The organism is Nannocystis sp. (assembly GCF_016714285.1).
Taxonomy (GTDB): Bacteria; Myxococcota_A; Polyangia; order Nannocystales; family Nannocystaceae; genus Nannocystis.
In genome coordinates this window covers 104,903-120,387 of record NZ_JADJNN010000038.1, presented here as the reverse complement: position 1 = coordinate 120,387, position 15,485 = coordinate 104,903, and the positions used below count along the sequence as shown (strand labels likewise).

At 72.1% G+C, this 15,485-nt stretch carries 12 protein-coding genes; 3 read left to right on the top strand and 9 right to left on the bottom strand.

Going from position 1 to position 15,485, the window contains the following annotated elements; translation table 11 throughout:
* The first annotated feature begins 31 nt into the window (after positions 1-31).
* Positions 32-2,893: a WD40 repeat domain-containing protein gene (locus IPJ59_RS34035; RefSeq protein ID WP_293275448.1), complete on the top strand. Its 2,862-nt coding sequence runs from the start codon at positions 32-34 to the stop codon at positions 2,891-2,893.
* Here the strand turns inward: IPJ59_RS34035 and msrB are convergent, their stop codons facing one another.
* The 5 genes from msrB to IPJ59_RS34010 all read right to left on the bottom strand — a co-directional run bounded on the left by msrB (position 2,894) and on the right by IPJ59_RS34010 (position 9,089).
* Positions 2,894-3,295 (bottom strand): peptide-methionine (R)-S-oxide reductase MsrB, encoded by a 402-nt coding sequence (gene msrB / locus IPJ59_RS34030; RefSeq protein WP_293246483.1) that lies wholly within the window; start codon positions 3,293-3,295, stop codon positions 2,894-2,896.
* 71 nt (positions 3,296-3,366) lie between these two features.
* Positions 3,367-5,745, bottom strand: a complete 2,379-nt coding sequence (locus tag IPJ59_RS34025) for a golvesin C-terminal-like domain-containing protein (protein WP_293275447.1) — start codon at positions 5,743-5,745, stop codon at positions 3,367-3,369.
* 371 nt (positions 5,746-6,116) lie between these two features.
* Entirely contained in the window at positions 6,117-7,244 is a 1,128-nt protein-coding gene (locus IPJ59_RS34020) for a hypothetical protein (RefSeq protein WP_293246477.1), read from the bottom strand.
* A 147-nt stretch (positions 7,245-7,391) separates the two neighbouring features.
* Entirely contained in the window at positions 7,392-7,787 is a 396-nt protein-coding gene (locus tag IPJ59_RS38490) for a fasciclin domain-containing protein (protein WP_366524757.1), read from the bottom strand.
* Between the two features lie 384 nt (positions 7,788-8,171).
* Complete coding sequence (locus tag IPJ59_RS34010; RefSeq protein ID WP_293246471.1) at positions 8,172-9,089, bottom strand: MerR family transcriptional regulator; 918 nt, start codon at positions 9,087-9,089, stop codon at positions 8,172-8,174.
* A 202-nt stretch (positions 9,090-9,291) separates the two neighbouring features.
* Here IPJ59_RS34010 and IPJ59_RS34005 point away from each other — a divergent pair, with 202 nt between their 5' ends.
* Complete coding sequence (locus IPJ59_RS34005) at positions 9,292-9,792, top strand: DUF2141 domain-containing protein (protein ID WP_293246468.1); 501 nt, start codon at positions 9,292-9,294, stop codon at positions 9,790-9,792.
* 53 nt (positions 9,793-9,845) lie between these two features.
* Here the strand turns inward: IPJ59_RS34005 and IPJ59_RS34000 are convergent, their stop codons facing one another.
* The 3 genes from IPJ59_RS34000 to IPJ59_RS33990 form a co-directional block, all read right to left on the bottom strand.
* On the bottom strand, positions 9,846-11,165 hold the full coding sequence (locus tag IPJ59_RS34000) for a serpin family protein (protein WP_293246465.1): 1,320 nt from the start codon (positions 11,163-11,165) through the stop codon (positions 9,846-9,848).
* A 92-nt stretch (positions 11,166-11,257) separates the two neighbouring features.
* Positions 11,258-12,493 (bottom strand): PKD domain-containing protein, encoded by a 1,236-nt coding sequence (locus IPJ59_RS33995; RefSeq protein WP_293246463.1) that lies wholly within the window; start codon positions 12,491-12,493, stop codon positions 11,258-11,260.
* Between the two features lie 5 nt (positions 12,494-12,498).
* Complete coding sequence (locus IPJ59_RS33990; protein ID WP_293246460.1) at positions 12,499-13,425, bottom strand: serine/threonine-protein kinase; 927 nt, start codon at positions 13,423-13,425, stop codon at positions 12,499-12,501.
* Between the two features lie 272 nt (positions 13,426-13,697).
* Between IPJ59_RS33990 and IPJ59_RS33985 the strand changes: the two genes are divergently transcribed.
* Positions 13,698-14,075, top strand: a complete 378-nt coding sequence (locus IPJ59_RS33985) for a globin domain-containing protein (RefSeq protein WP_293275446.1) — start codon at positions 13,698-13,700, stop codon at positions 14,073-14,075.
* A gap of 114 nt (positions 14,076-14,189) precedes the next feature.
* Here the strand turns inward: IPJ59_RS33985 and IPJ59_RS33980 are convergent, their stop codons facing one another.
* The gene (locus tag IPJ59_RS33980) at positions 14,190-15,410 is read right to left on the bottom strand and encodes an MFS transporter (RefSeq protein WP_293275445.1); all 1,221 of its coding nucleotides are present in this window, start codon (positions 15,408-15,410) and stop codon (positions 14,190-14,192) included.
* Positions 15,411-15,485: the final 75 nt, after the last annotated feature.

Below are 15,485 nucleotides of genomic sequence, written 5' to 3'. Positions count from 1 at the left end.
ACCGCGAGCACGCGCGCGTTGCCACCAGGCCATGCTCGCCAACCTCTCCCGCAGCGCCCTGCTCGTCGCCGTCGTCGCCTGCAAGCCCGTCGCCACGCCCGCACCGCTCGCGCAGACGACCGGCACCGAGGCGACGATCGAGGCGCCCGCCGCCGCCCCAGGCTCCCCCGAGTGCCGCGACGTCGCGTGCTGGCTCGCCGCCGCCGAGGTGGCGCAGGCCGCAGGCCTGGTCGACGTCGCCTCGAGCCACCGCGGCCGCGTCTTCACCCAAGAGCCCACGATCGCCCACCTGCGCGCGTGGGTCGACGGCATGCGAAGCGCCGGCGAGCTGCGCCGCGCCCAGTCCGCGCTGGCCCGGGCCCGCAGCGCCGCGCTCGCCCGCGACGACGCGGCCCTGGTCGCCGCGATCGACGAGCAGAGCGCGACCCTCCACCCCGCCGCGTCACCCGAGGCGCTGACCGGCGTGCTGGCGCCTCCGCTGCGCGAGGCCCACGCGCTGGCCCTCGCCGGGCGCGCCCGCGAGGCCGCGCTGCGCTTCCTCGCCGAGCTCGGCGGCGAAACGAGGCCCGCGCTCGTGGCCGACGCCGCCAGCGTGATGTGGGCCCACGCCGCCGGCGACCCGGCCCTGCAGGCCTGGGCCCGCGGCGCCTGGGCCCACGCGCGCGTGCAGCTGCACGAGCGCGGCGCGTCGTTGCAGATGCAGCCGGTCGAGACCTGGATGACCCGCAGCGGCGCCTGGCACGGCGACCAGCTGGTGCTGCTGCGCAACGTCGGCGCGCTCGACGTCGCCGGCCTGCGCCTCGGCCTGATCACGATCTCTGCGCCCGAGCCCGGCGCCCCGGTGCGCCGGCTGTTCGCCCCCGAGCCCGCCGAGGCGCTCACCCTCTCGGCCGACGGCGACACGCTGATCCGCGGCGAGGGCCCCCGCGTGGTGCTGCAGCAGCTCGCCACCGGCGAGAGCGCCCCGCCGATCGCGATCACCGGCGAACGCGAGGGCGCGCGCGTCAGCCGGCTGGTCAGCGTCGGCGTCGGCGAGGCCCTGCGCACCCTCGCCTGCAGCGGTCACACCACGCAGCTGTGGGACGCGCACGGCCGCCAGCTCGCCCGCTTCGCCCTCGACGGCACCACCCCCACGATCACCCGCGCGTACACCGGCGAGGGCAGCTACCACCACAACCTCCTGGGCGACTCGCCGACCTGGCCCGTGTCGCTCGCGCTCAGCGACGACGCCCGCACCGTCGCGGTCGGCGGCTCCGACTCGCGGGTGTTCGTGTTCGACGGCGCCGGCCAGCGCAAACATGTCCTCAAGTTCAGCTGGGACTACGTCGAGCACCGCCACATGGGCGGCAACCCGGACCTGAACCAGCCGATCGCCCTGCACCTGAGCCCGGACGGCGACGAGCTGCTCGCGGTCCACAACCACGGCGACCTCATCCGCTGGAGCACCCGCAGCGGCAAGCCGCTCAAGCACTTCAGCCCCGACTGCGACGCCGCCGAGGCCGCCACCGTGGCCAGCCGCAACACCAGCCCCGGCGACCCGCCGCGGGCACCCACCGCCGACGAGCGACGGAGCTGCGGACGGGCCGTGTCCGCCGCCTTCTCACCCGACGGCAGCATGGTCGCGACCGGCGGCATCACCACGGTGCGGGTGCGCGACACCCGGAGCGGCGCCGGCCTGGCCCTCCTCGCCGCCCGCGACCTGCCGGGCGACATCCTCGCGTTCTCCCGGAGCGGCACCCTGGCGATGGTCGACCTCTACGGCGCCGTCTCGACCTGGCGCCGCGGCGAGGCCCTCGTGCAGCGGCTGCCGCGACGCCCGTCCGGCCCGGTCGACCCGATCCTCTCGCGCGACGGCCGGGTCCTGCGCTTCGACGAGGGCGGCAAGCAGCACCTGTGGGACCTGCGCGAGGGCCTGCGCCTGCCGCTCGCCCGCGACCCCGCCGACATCGTGCTGGCGATCGCCGACGACGGCCGCCGCGTCGTCCTGCGCCGCGGCCCCGCGCTCGAGCTGCGCGAGGCCGCCTCGGGCGCGCTGCAGCTGCGCACGCCGCTGCCCGAGGGCGTCAGCGCCTACGCCCGCTTCACCCGCGACGGACATGTCCTTTTGGACATCCAGGGCGAACGGCGATCGCTGCTGCTGGTCGATCCCGACGGCCGGCGCAGCCGGGCGATCGCTCTGGACCCCGCCGGCACCCTCCTGCTCAGCGACGACGCCCGCCTGATCGCCGGCCTCGACTACCGCCTGCCCGGGCAAGTGTGGCGCAGCGACACCGGCGCGCTCGTCGCGACCCTGTCCGCCAACATCCGCCACCTGAGCTTCGCCCGCGACGGCAGCGCGCTCGCCTGGCTCGAGCTGCCCGACCCCGAGCGGATGCAGACCCGGGCGCACCTCCGCCGCATCGACGTCGACCCCGCCAGCGAGCAGACCCTCGACCTCGACGGCTGGCCCGCGGCCGTCGCCCTCAGCCCCGACAACCGCGAGCTGCTCATCTTGCTCGAGAGCGGCAAGCTGTGGCGCTGGCGCCCGGACACCGGCGCCAGGCGGCTCACCGAGGAGCTCGCGCTGTACGGCGTCCACCGCATGGACTTCAGCGACGACGGCCGCGTCCTGCTGCTCGGCGGCTACGGCCGAACCCAGCTGCGCGCCAGCGACGATCAGCTCACGCCGCTCGCCACCGTGCACGCCCTGGTCGACGGCGGCTGGCTGGCGATCTCCCGCAGCGGCGCGATCGAGGGCAGCCCCGACGCGGTCGACAGCCTGATCTCCCGCGTCACCCGCGGCGACGAGACCCTGATCTTCGACGGCCACCTCGGCTGGGACGCCGTCCACGTCGACGGCGTGGTCGCCCGCGCCATGGCCGGCGAGGACACGCTGCCGCCCGTCACGCCCTGATCACGAGCCCGGCTTGAACCCGAGGCTCGCCGAGTTGATGCAGTAGCGCAGACCGGTCGGCTGCGGCCCGTCCGGGAACACGTGCCCGAGGTGGCCGCCGCAGCGGCGACACAGCACCTCGACCCGCCGCATCCCGTGGCTGATGTCGCTGCGCTCCTCGATCGCGTCGCGCTCGAGCGCCTCGTAGAAGCTCGGCCACCCGCAGTGCGCGTCGAACTTGCTGCTCGCGTCGAACAGCACCGCCCCGCAGCCGGCGCAGGTGTACTGCCCCTCGGCCTTGTGGTCCCAGTACGCGCCCGTGAACGGCCGCTCGGTGCCCGCCTGTCGCAGCACCCGGTACTGCTCCGGCGTCAGCACGCCGCGCCACTCCTCGTCGGTCTTCTGCACGCTCCGCTCGCTCATACCGGGCATCATATGCCAGCTCGCCGCCCTCCGCAGCGCGGCGAGCGGCGAGCGAGCTGCGGCCGCGGGGCCTACTTGTTGTCGGCGATCAGCTTGCTGGCGAGCGACTTGCCGAGCGTCGCGGCGGTGGTCGGGTTCTCGATCGGGTCGATGTAGTTCGCCCCGGTGAACACGATGTACGTCACGCCGCTGGCGACGCCGCCGTTGATCGGGCTCGGCGGGATGCCGAGCTGCTCGGCCGCCGCGTAGGACAGCTCGCCGATCACCCCCGAGGGCCCGGCGTCGGCGTAGGGGGCGTAGAACAGCTTGCCGTTGTAGATGATCGCGCCGGCGCTGCCGTAGTGGGCGCCGGTCTTGATCCCGTGGTCCTTGGGCACGAAGCCGTTGCTGGCCAGCGGCACGACGTAGAACGGCACCTTGGCCGAATTGATGTACTTGCCGTTCGAGTCGGTCGCGCTGGTGGTCGACATGTAGTCGGGGTCGACGGTGCACTTCGGGTCGGCCGCGCCGTCGCAGTCGATGTCGGCGTCGGCCTTCCAGAAGATCGCGCCATTGAGTTGGCACAGCTGGACCGTCGCCGAGTTGGCGCTGGCGTCGGTCTTGAACTTGCTGGTGCCCGCGACCGGCGTGCAGTTCTGGGTCAGGGCCACCAGGTCGGCGACCGTCGGGTCGGCGGGCGGCTGCTGCATGCCGTCGGCGGTGATGCGGATCGCGTCGGCGATGACGACGAAGCCCTTGGTGGTCCAGCGCGAGACGACGACCTTGTTCCAGCCCTTCGTGAAGTTGTAGGTGCCGACGGTGGTCCACGCCTTGCCGCCGACCTGCATGTTCACGTTGGCGGTGCCGAGGTTGGCCCCGCCGGCGTCGAACGAGACGATCGGTGTGCTGGCCGAGCGGTTGCCGCCCGCGGTGTACCAGACCTCGACCTTCTTGCTGCCCGCGTTGTTGAGGTAGAACGAGAACTCCGCCCCGTCCGAGATCGACTCGGTCGCCGCGAAGTAGTAGTTGTTGCCGTAGAAGCCCGGCGTCGCCGCGGTCGCCGACCAGTTGGCCGAGACCGTGAACTTGGCCAGCGCCGGGTCGTTGTTGCCGGCCGAGCTGTCGACGATCAGCGTCGGGTCCGGCGGCGGCGGGTCGGGCGGGTCCATCCCCGTGTCCGAGCCCGTGTCGCCGGTGGACTCCGAGCCCGTGTCCATCGGCACCGGGTTCGGCTCGGGGTTCGGGTCCGGGTTCGGGTCGGGCATCGGCGCGCCGCAGGCGGCGTCGATCTTCTGCATGAAGGTCGCCCACGGCCAGTTCGGACCCGGGTCGATGCGGTTGTACGGCTGCAGCTGGCCGTGCCCGACGATGTGGTACTTGTCGCGCGGGATCGCGTTGCGCTTGGTGATGTCGCACACCAGCTTGGCCGACTGGTCGATGAGGTTCGGGTTCCACGCGTTCTGCTTGGCGAAGCCGGCGTGCTCGATGCCCACGGTGAAGTTGTTGCCGCTGGTGCCCTCGAGCGAGGCCTCCTTGCCGCCGTTGAGCGAGGCCTTGTAGGTGGCCGCGATGTGCCACGCCTTCTTGGCCTCCTGCACGAGCTGCGAGATCTCGGAGCCGTCCTCCTTGACCACGTAGTGCGCGCTGACCCCCGCCTTCTTCTGGACCAGCCAGCCCCAGCAGCCGGAGTAGGCGCCCTCGCAGCTGTGGATGATGACCATCTTCACCTTGCCCGAGGCGCTCGCCGGGCGGGTGCTGAAGTTCGGCGAGGCGCGGAAGATCGCCCCCTTGTAGTCCGGGTTGGTGGCCAGGGTCGGGCCGCCGGGCGGGTCGTAGTTGGGGGTCACGTCCGGCTCGGGCTCGATCGACGAGATCACGTTGCCGTCGTTGTCCATGACGACGAGGCCGTTCTTGATCAGGCCGTAGACGTCGTTGTGGATGTAGCTGATCGCGGCGTTGTGCTCGCTGATGCCGGACAGGGTGGCGATCGACGGGGCCCACGCGCCGAGGTCGGCGCGGTCGATCTTCTCCGCCTTCGCCTTCTGGTCGAGCAGCGCCGCGGCGGCGCGGATGTTGGTCGGTCGGTGGACCCGCACCGTGTCCTCGTCGACGCCGAGCAGGCTGGCCGCGTCGCTGACGTTGGCGCCGCGCAGCGCCATGGTCCCGAAGGCCGGCGCGTAGCCCTCGAACTCCTCCTGACCCTCGACCATCTGCCACTGCGACTCGGTGTAACCGACGGCCTTCAAGATCTCCGGCGGGACATCAAACTCCGCGGCCGCGGCCATGAACTCGGCGTCGATGCCCTTCAGATAGTCGCCGGCGTCCTGCGGCGGCGGGTCCTCCGGGTCCGGGATGTCGATGCCGTCGCCGCCCCCGTTGTCGTCCTCGTCGCGACCGTTGGAACCGCCCTCACAGCCGAGAGCCAGCAGCGCGAGGCCAGACAGGACATACAGGGGGCGCAGACGGAGCATTGCATCGCACCATAGAGGACCCCCCTCCCGGGCACAAGCCCGGGGCCGGACGCTACGATCACCATGAATGGCAGCAATGACAGTACGCAGGGCAGCACGCAGGGCAGCACGCAGGGGCAGCGCGCAAATCCGTTCGCAGCGGGCGTAGGCGGTCAAGAATCGTACGCCTGGCGTGACGGGTTTGGCGCCGCCCGGCACTAACCGGTGCCGGCCGCGGGGAGTCTATCGATATCGGAGCGATCGGCGGTATGCCGCGCTCCAGCTCCCCGCCTGTGCATTTTCCGGTGCCTGTGGCCCCATTACTCACGACCCCCGCCGCGACGGTGATTGGTAGTGATCGGCCGCGATTGGCAGCAATTGGCGGTGATCGACTATTGGGGCTCGAGGCGCACCCAGGTGACGCTGTCGCTCTCGCTCTCCATGGCGCTGTCGAGCACGACCTCGATCGTGCCCGCGAGCTGCTTGGTGCCCCAGGTGTCGACGGTGATCGCGTCGCCCTTGGTCTGGTCGACGCGCTTGGCCTCGCCGTCGACGACGAAGAGGGCGCCCTTGGGGTTGCGGTTGGCGCTGTGGCGGGCGGCGATCGTGATCTCGTAGGTCGCGGGGACCAGGTCCTTGAACACGAAGGTCGCGGTGCCCTTGCGCGTGCCGTCGGGGTCGTAGAGCTTGCCGCAGTCGAGCGCGCCCTGGTCGCCCTTGGCCGTGAAGGCGTAGCCCTCGCCGAAGTCGCAGCGCAGCACCCAGTTGTTGCGCTTGCCGTAGGTGGCGGCGTTGAAGTCGAGCTGCACCGCCTTGGCCGGGCCCATCGGCATGTCGGGCGGCGCCGGGCACTCGGCGACGGCGGCCTCGAGCTCGAGCGCGACCTTGCTGATGCGATAAAAGGTGCCGACCTCGGCGGAGCCCGCCCCGAAGGCGATCGTGTTGTCGCCGGCGACCGTGCGGTCGGTGATGACGACCGCGGTCTCGTGGTCGAGGTTGGTCCACGCGAGCTCGGCGGGCAGATCGATCGGCGCGCCGCCGTTGACCACGATCACGCCCTCCTCGCCGGGATGGTCGCTGTCGTAGCTGACGAAGCGCAGCGTCGCCGCGCTCACCAGGCCCGGATCCGGCAGGCCCGGCACCGTGAACAGCAGCTGCTTCGGCGAGCCCTTGGCCACCATGAGCTCCTGCGGCGCGGCGGCGTAGGTGGTCGACTCGTAGTTGCAGCTCTTGCTCGGCAGCGCCGCGCCGGTGCTGCCGCCCGGGTCGCTGCCGGTCGACTCGCCGGTGCCCTCGACCGCCGTGGTGCTGCCGGACCCGGTGCTGCCAGGCTCGCTGGTGGTGGTGACGGCGCCACTCGTGCTCGCAAGCTCGCCGCTCGAGCTGCCGACGCCGGTCGCCGCCGACTCGCCCGCGCTCAACGTTGTGGGCACGCTGGCCTGGCTCAGGCTGCTGCCATCGCCGGCACCGTCGGCGCAGGCGAACACGAGGACGGGGAAGAGGATGGACAGGCCACGCACGCGGGCACGATAGCGCATCTCCGCGCGGCGCAATACCGCGCGAGAAAGAAAGCCGGCGAGGTCCCATGTGGGGCCTCGCCGCTGGTTCGACCGGATCGGTCGGCATCGGCCGCGCGAGCTCTCGGCTGGCGCGGGCGATCTCCTGGCCTAGTCGGCCTTCTTCTTGGCGGCCTTGCCCGGCTTGGGCAGGCTCAGCACGGTGTCGATCACGTGGATGACGCCGTTGGTGGCGGCGATGTCGGCCTGCACCACGGTGGCGGAGTCGTTGATCTTGACGGTGCCGTCGGCCGCGGTGAGGGCGAGCTCCGGACCGGCGACGCTCTTGGCCGTGGGGGTGGCGCCGATGTCGGCGGCCTTCACCGCGGCGCCCGAGACGACGTGGTAGCTGAGCAGCTCGCTGAGCTTCTTCTTGTTCTTGAGCAGCTTGTCGAGCTCACCCTTCGGCAGCTTGGCGAAGGCCTCGTCGGTCGGCGCGAACACGGTGAACGGGCCGGGGCCCTTGAGCGTGTCCTTCAGGCCCGCAGCATCGATCGCGCTGAGCAGGGTGGCGAACTTGCCAGCCTCGGCGGCGGTGTCGAGGACGTCCTTGGTCGGGGCGGGCGGGGCCGGCGGCTCGGCGGGCGCGGGCGCGGGCTCGGGCGTGGGCGCTGCCTCGACGGGGGCCGGCTCGGTCGGCGGCGCCTCGGTCGGCGGGGCGGTGTCCGGGCTGGGCTTGGCGGCGCAGGCGGCCAGGGCGAACGCCACGACCGCGGTGAACAGGGGAGACATGGACTTCTTCATGATGGTGCTTTCGTCGTGCTGCCGGCGAACGCTGGGGACGCCGCCGGCCCGGCGTTTGTACGCGAAATAACCCAGGAGGAAAACCCACTGCGCGCACCCCTTGCGGGCAACTGGGGTATCGGTCCCCCAGGCCAACAACACCAGCACTCAGCCTGCGTCGCCGGGGCGCACGCTGGTGAGTCGCTCGACGAGGGCCCGCAGCTTGCTGCGACTGTCCGGGACGAGCAGCCCGCCGCGCGCCTCGATGAGCTCCTGCAGCTGCGCTGCACCGCCGCCGCCGACCAGCCACGGGGTCTTGTTGCAGGCCTCGGCGTAGCCGTCGACGAGCTCACGGGCGCGGTACGCCGGCGGCACGATCGTCAGCGACAGACCGACCAGGTCGGGGTGGATCTCGCTGACCGCCTGACGGATCGCGTGCGGCGGCGTGCGGGCGCCGAGCATCACCGTGCGAAAGCCCCACTCGGCGAAGCGCAGGGCCACCCCGTAGAGCGGGACGACGTGCTCCTCGTCGGCGAAGCAGGCGAGCAGCGCCACCTTCTCCGGCGCCTCCGGCTGGCCGAGCCGCAGCAGGTAGCGCAGGGCGTTGCCGATGACCTCGACGGCGAGGTGCTCCTGGCCCACGCCGATCGATCCCTCGTGCCAGCGCTGACCGATCTGCAGCAGCGCCGGCCCGAACACCTTGTCGAACAGCGCAGTCGCGGGGCCGAGGAACAGCGCGTGCTTGACGGCCGCCTCGAGCATGTCGGCGTCGAAGCGTTCGACCGCCTGGATGATCTTCTGCGTCGCCAGCTCGTGGGTGTCGACCTCGAGGTGGGTGAACTCCTCGCGGCTGCCCTGGCTGGCGAGCACCATCTGCGCCGCCTGCGACGGGGCGATGCCGCTGTCACACAGCTCGCGCACCCGCTTGATCAGCTCGACGTCCTGCTCGGTGTACAGGCGGTAGGCCGCCGCCGTGCGCCGCGGCGCGGGGATGCCGTAGCGCCGCTCCCACGCGCGCAAGGTCGCCGCCGAGACGCCGGTCATTTCGGCGACGGACTGGATGCGATATCGACCGTTGTCAGTCACGAATGGGGCTTTCGGGGCAACCCTATGCAAACCCTCTATACCCGGGAACGCTCGCCTCCGCAACCAGCGAACTGCGGCACCAGGCGGCCTTGTCGGCGAATCTACGGGCCCGGGACCCGGACTCGAGGCGCGCAGGCGGAGAGCTTTCGCGAAAGGTCTGCTATGAGCTTGGGCGAAGCTTGGACCATCTGGAGCCCTGGCCATGAAACTGACCCTCACCCTCTCCACCCTCCTCCTCCTGGCCTGCAGCGACGCCGCGGCCGAAGCCGGCGCCGACGCGAACGCCGGCGCCGAAGCGAACGCCGAAGCGGCGGGGTCGGTCGCCGCGAGCCCCGGGACGCTGGCGCTGCGCATGACCGGCTTTCGCAGCGGCGCCGGTCAGGCGCTGATCGCCGTGTTCCGCGGCGACGACGGCTTCCCGGGCGAGCCCAACAAGGCGTGGAAGCAGGTGGTCGCCAAGATCTCCGGCGGGCGCGCGAGCGTCGACCTGCGCGACGTGCCGCCCGGCGAGTACGCGGTGTCCGTGCTGCACGACGAGAACGGCAACAACCAGCTCGACACCAACTGGATCGGCATGCCGAAGGAGGGCGTCGGGATGTCGAACAACGCGAAGGGCCGCATGGGGCCGCCGAAGTACCGCGACGCCCGCTTCGAGCTGGGCGCCGCGGGGGCCGTGCAGGACATCAAGATGGTCTACCTGTGAGCCTCAGGCCGCCGGATCGGGCCGCCGGCCGCGGCACCGACGAACTGTGAGCCTCAGGCCGGCGGATCGGCGAGCCGGCCGAGGAACACGATGAGGCCGCTTCGCGTGTCGCGGATCAGGAACAGGAACGGGCGGTCGACCACGAACGGCACCGGCGCCACCGCCGACTCGATCTTGACCGTGATCGCCGAGGCCGCGGCGGCCTCGCTGCCCTGCTCGTCGACGGCGACGAAGCCGCGGTGAAACGCGGCGGACAGCGAGAGCTTCGCGTCCGCCATGCCGCTCAGGTCGGCGCGCCTGGGCTTGAACAGGTCGCCGAGGTCGAGCTCCGCGAGCACCGACTTCAGGTCGACGCTCTGCTCGAGCGTGAAGCGGGGCAGCTGCACGTCGACGAGGGTGTCGCGGGCGCCGTCGATCCACGCCTGTAGGTCGGCGAGGCTCAGGCGCTTCTCGATCGCGGCGAGGCCATCCTTCGCCTGCGGGAGCACGATCACCAGCGCATACTCGCCGCCCGCGTAGGGCAGCTCGAGCACGCGGAGCTTGGCGCCCTTCGGCGCGGCGAGGCGGAGGCGCTGGCTGCTGCGCATCATCGGCACCTCGCGCTTGCCGGCGGCGGCGAAGAAGCTCTGCGGGCGGGTCGCGCCCCGCTCGAAGGGCTCCTGCCAGTCACCCTTGAAATACACCGCGTTGGTGAGCACGAGGCGCGCGCTCGCGTCCAGCGATCCGGACGGCAGCAGGTTGGCGATCTTGCCGCGCGTCTGCTCGCCGACCCAGCCGTTGATGCGAGCCGTCCCGCCGCCGGCGTTGTTGATGAAGTCCAGCGCCTCGAGCGGCGCGCCGAAGACCTTGCGCCCGAGCTCGAGGTAGGCCGGCTTGAACGCGAGGCTCTGCTCGCCGAACAGGCGGTTGGCGACCACCAGCGTCACGCCGCCCTTCGCCTTGGCGAAGCCGGCGCGGAGGTTGGCGAGGCCGGCCTGCAGGTCGGCCTCGGCCAGCTTGCCGAGGTGCAGGCCCTTCGCCAGCTGCTTGCGGGTCGCGCCGCCGCTGCCGGCGTGGAGCATCGCCAGGGCCAGCGACACGCTCATGCCCGAGGTGAACACGTTGCCGGGTCGGCGAGCGACGACGCGGTGGAGGTCGAGGCTCAGCTGGTTCAGGCTCGTGGCGACCGCGGCCGCGACCGCGGGGGTGACCGGCGGCGGCGGCTCCTCCGGCGTCGCCTCGGGCTCATCCTTCACGGGCTGCGGCGGCGGTGTCGGCTGCACCACGACCGGCACGGCCGCCTTCGTCGGCAGCGGCGTCGGCTTGGCCGCCGGCGCGTCGCAGGCCGCGAGCGCCGAACCGACGAGGATCATGCGAAGGACTCGCTGCGACATGACAGAGCTCCTGGTCGCACATGTTGCCGGAGTTCCGCGTCCAGCAGCGCGCACGGGCCCGTGCAGCGCAGCCCCGCGGCGCGCGCTCGTGCTCAGCCGCGGACGTAGAGATAGAGCGGCGGCGACGCGCCCTCGGAGGTCGTGAAGTAGTCGAGGCCCGCGGCGGCGAAGCCGATCGCCTCGCCTTGCAGCTCCATCGCCACCGGGACATCGCAGGCCGTGCCCGCGAAGGCGTGCCACAGCGGCGTGCCCTTCGGGCGGTGCCACATGCGCGCGGCGAAGTAGGTGCGCACCACCACCCAGTCGCCCGCCGCCGACGCCGAGCCGCCGGTGGTCAGACCCCCGGGGCCGAAGTCGAGCGCCGTGACCTCCTCGAGGCCGCCAGACTGCAGCGGCGCCGCGGCGCGGAACACCAGCGAGTGGCCGCCCGCCGCCTTGCTGACGATGTACAGGTCGCCCTGCACCGGGTCGACGATCAGCGTCTCCGCGTTGTGGGCGACGCCACCGGGGTAAGTGAACTCGAAGGCCTCGACGGGGCCGATGCTGGCCTTCACGCCGGTGGCCCGCGGATCGACCGGCGGCTCCGGGGCGCGGTACACCGTGACCGACGCGTAGGCCTCGTTGTTGTCGCCGATGTCGCCGACGTACAGGTAGTCCTGGCCCTGCTTCGGACCTGGCCCGAGGGCCATGTCCTCCCAGTCCCGCAGGTCGGCGCCCTGCAAGGTGTAGACGCCGAGCGGCTCGCCCTTGAGGTCGCTGGTGAACAGCACCGGCGCGCCCGAGTCGTTGTGCGTCCACACGACGCCGGGTGAGCGGCGGCTCGGCGCCAGGCCCGAGGCCTCGCTCAGCTCGCTCGCCGTGAGGTCGCCCTGCCACACCGGCGGCTCGAAGGTCGGGCAGCCGCCGGGCTTGATCGAGGTCGAGATCTGGTCGCTGGCGCCGTCGTCATCGGTCACGGTGAGCGTGACCTTGAAGCTGCCCTCGTCCTCGAACACGTGCTCGACCTTCTCACCCTCGGCCTGCGCGCCGTCGCCGAAGTCCCACTGCGTCTTGACGATGCTGCCGTCGGGGTCGCTCGAGATGCTGACGAACTGGACCCGCAGCGGCGCCGCCTGGTCGGTCGTGAGGTCGTCGCCCATCCGGGCCAGCGGCGGCAGGTTGCCCGGCGCGCCGGTTGGCGCCGCCGTGGTCGCCGCGCCGGACTCCTGCGTGGCGGACGGGTCCTGCGTGCTCCCAGCCTGGGTCTGCCCGCCGGACTCACCGCTCGACGTGACCTGTCCTGAAGGACATGCCGCAAGGGTCAGACAGAGCAGGACCGCCGCGCGCATGCGAGTCAGGTCGGTGCGGGGCCGGACAGGCGCTGGAGCGTGCGCAGCACCTCGTCGATGCGCACCAGGAACTCGCGGGCCGACTGCGGGCGCAGGTTCGGGTCCATCTGCAGGCAGTCGTCGGCCAGCTCGACCAGGCGCCGCGGCATCCCGGGCAGCTTCTGCGCCAGCGAGGGCGCCGGGCGACTGACCTTGGACTTGAGGATGAAGGCGCCGTTGCTGCCGCCGAAGGGCGGCTCGCCGACCAGCGCCTCGAACAGCATCACGCCGAGCGCATAGATGTCGAAGAGCGGGGTGGCGGGCTTGCCCTGGACCTGCTCGGGCGCCATGTACTCGGGGGTCGCGACGAACACGCCGGGGGAGGTCTTGCGGGCCTCGACCTCGGCCCACGCGGCGATCCCGAAGTCGAGCACCTGCACGGCCTCGCCGTCGCCGCCGGGCAGCGGGATGAGCATGACGTTGTCGGACTTGAGGTCGCGGTGGACCAGGCCCATCTCATGTGCGGCCCGCACGGCGCGGCCGACGTCGCGGAGGATCCTGCAGGCGCGGACGACCGGCAGGTACTGGTTCTGCTGGATCTCCTCGTAGAGGTTGTGGCCGACCAGGAACTCCGTGATCATGAACAGCCGACCGTCGGGCAGGCGGCCGGCGTCGAACACCTGGGCGATGTTGGGGTGACAGGTCTGGCTCGGGTCGCGGACGGCCCGGCGGAAGCGGTCGACATCGTCCTCGCTGCGCACCCAGGTCCGCCACTGCGAGCTCAGGACCCGGACCGCCACGCGGCTGCCCATCGCTATGTGCTCGCCGACGTACAGCGTGCCGAAGCTGCACGGGCCGACGCACTCGAGCACCCGGAAGTGCACCGCCAGCAAGGTGCCTGCCTCGAGGGTGTGCTCCTCGGCTGTTTGCGACAGTCCTTGCTGGGTGCCCATCGTCGGATGCGTCCCCGCCTGCTGGGGCGAGGGCACAGGCTACCACGCCACGCCACGCCCGCGGGCCGCGAATCCGGCGGCGAGCAGGACTTCGTCGAGCTGTCGACCGGCCCGCCGCCGATCGCTTGCCCGCGTGTCGCTCGCTCGGCCGATCGTCGCCCGCGGTCATCCGGCCAGGCACCGGGCAAATCGGGCAGGAACGTCGTTTGTTTCCGCGCAGACCGTGATCCCGGGCCGCAGAAGTGCCGCAGAAGTGGGGCATCCTCGCCGCCATGGTCCCCGAGGACGAGGTCTACGGCCGCATCGGTGAGGCAGGCTTCGCCCGCCTCGTCGCCGCCTTCTACCGCCGCATCCCGAGCGACGACCTGCTCGGACCGATGTATCCGCGGCACGATCTCGCGGGCGCCGAGCAGCGCCTGTGCGACTTCCTGGTCGGCCGCTTCGGCGGGCCCCAGCGCTACATCGCCCGGCGTGGCCACCCGCGCCTGCGCATGCGCCACGCGCCCTTCCCCATCGACGCGTCGGCCCGCGATCGCTGGGTCGCGCTGATGGACGCGGCGCTCGCCGAGGCGGCGCTCGAGCCCGATAGCGCCGCGACCCTGCGCGCCTTCTTCGCCGACACGGCGAGCTTCCTGATCAACCGCGGCTGAGCGCCACCTGGCCCTCAGGACAGGCTGCCCCTCAGGACAGGCTGCCCCTCAGGACAGGACGTCCTCGCTACAGGCTGACCCTCAGGACAGGCCGCCCTCGCTACAGGCTGGCCCTCAGGACAGGCTGGCGATCTGGGTCGCGCCGCGGCGGACGCGGGCGCGGTGGGTCAGCGCCGGCACCATGCCGAGCAGACACAGCCCCGCCGCCAGCGCGAAGTGACCGGGGTAGCCGAGCGCGTGCGCCGAGTAGCCGCTCGGCGTGCTCGCCACGATCGTGGCCAGCACGACCACGCAGGCCTGCGCGGTGTAGTCGGTGCCGGCCGCGTGCGGGCGGGTCGCGTCCATCATCATCGTGAACAGCGGCACGGTCGCGAGGCCGCTGCTGAAGTGCTCGAAGCTGCAGACCAGGTAGACGCGGCCGAGATCGAGGGGACCCAGCGCGAGCGAGGCGTAACTGACCACCGCGAGCGCCTGCACGACGCCGCAGACCAGCAGCATGCGATGGCGGCCGAACGCGCTGACCAGCGCCCCGCCGAGCAGCGCCCCGACGAGGCTGGCGATGAAGCCGGCGGTGCCGGTGATCCACCCGAGGTCGGCGAGCTCGAGGCCGCGATCGATCAGCATGGGCCGGAGCATCGCCACGCCGAAGGCCTCGCCGAACTTGTAGGTGGCGATCACCAGCAACCACGAGGTCATGCCCGGCTGGCGCAGCAGCTCGCGAAACACGCGCAGGCTCGCGGGCGCCTGCGGCGGCGCGGCGGGCTCGCGGGTGCACAGCACCGGCACGAGGCTGAGCGCGCCGGCGGCCGCGAGCGCGTAGAAGGTGTTGGCCCAGCCGATCTGCTCGTGGAAGATGATGAGCACGCCGCCGCTGACGATCATGCCGAGGCGGTAGCCCGCGACCTGCACGCCGTTGCCGAGCCCGCGCTCCTCCGGCCGCAGCAGCGCGACCGCGAGGCCGTCGGTGGCGATGTCCTGGGTCGCCGCCAACGCGGTGATCAGCAGGACGCCGACCAGCAGCGGCGTGAGCCCGCGCTGCGGCTCGGCCTGCGAGAGCAGCAGGAACACCGCGACCGCGGTGAGCTGCAACGGCACGATCCAGCTGCGCCGGCGACCGAAGCGGGGCGAGCCGATCGCGTCGACCACCGGCGCCCACAGGAACTTGAGCCCCCACGGCAGCGCCAGCAGCGACGCGAGCCCGATGTGCTCGAGCGACACGCCCTGGGCCCGCAGCATCACCGGCAGGGCCTGACGAAAGAACCCGTCCGGGAGCCCCTGCGCGAGATAGAGCGAGCCGAGCAGCAGGAGCTTGCTGGCGGTCTCGGCCCGGCGCACGCGCGGACCATAGCCCGCGCCGCCGCCAAAGTCTCGCCCCCGCCGCGCGCCGACGCGCGGACGAAAGACGTAGCA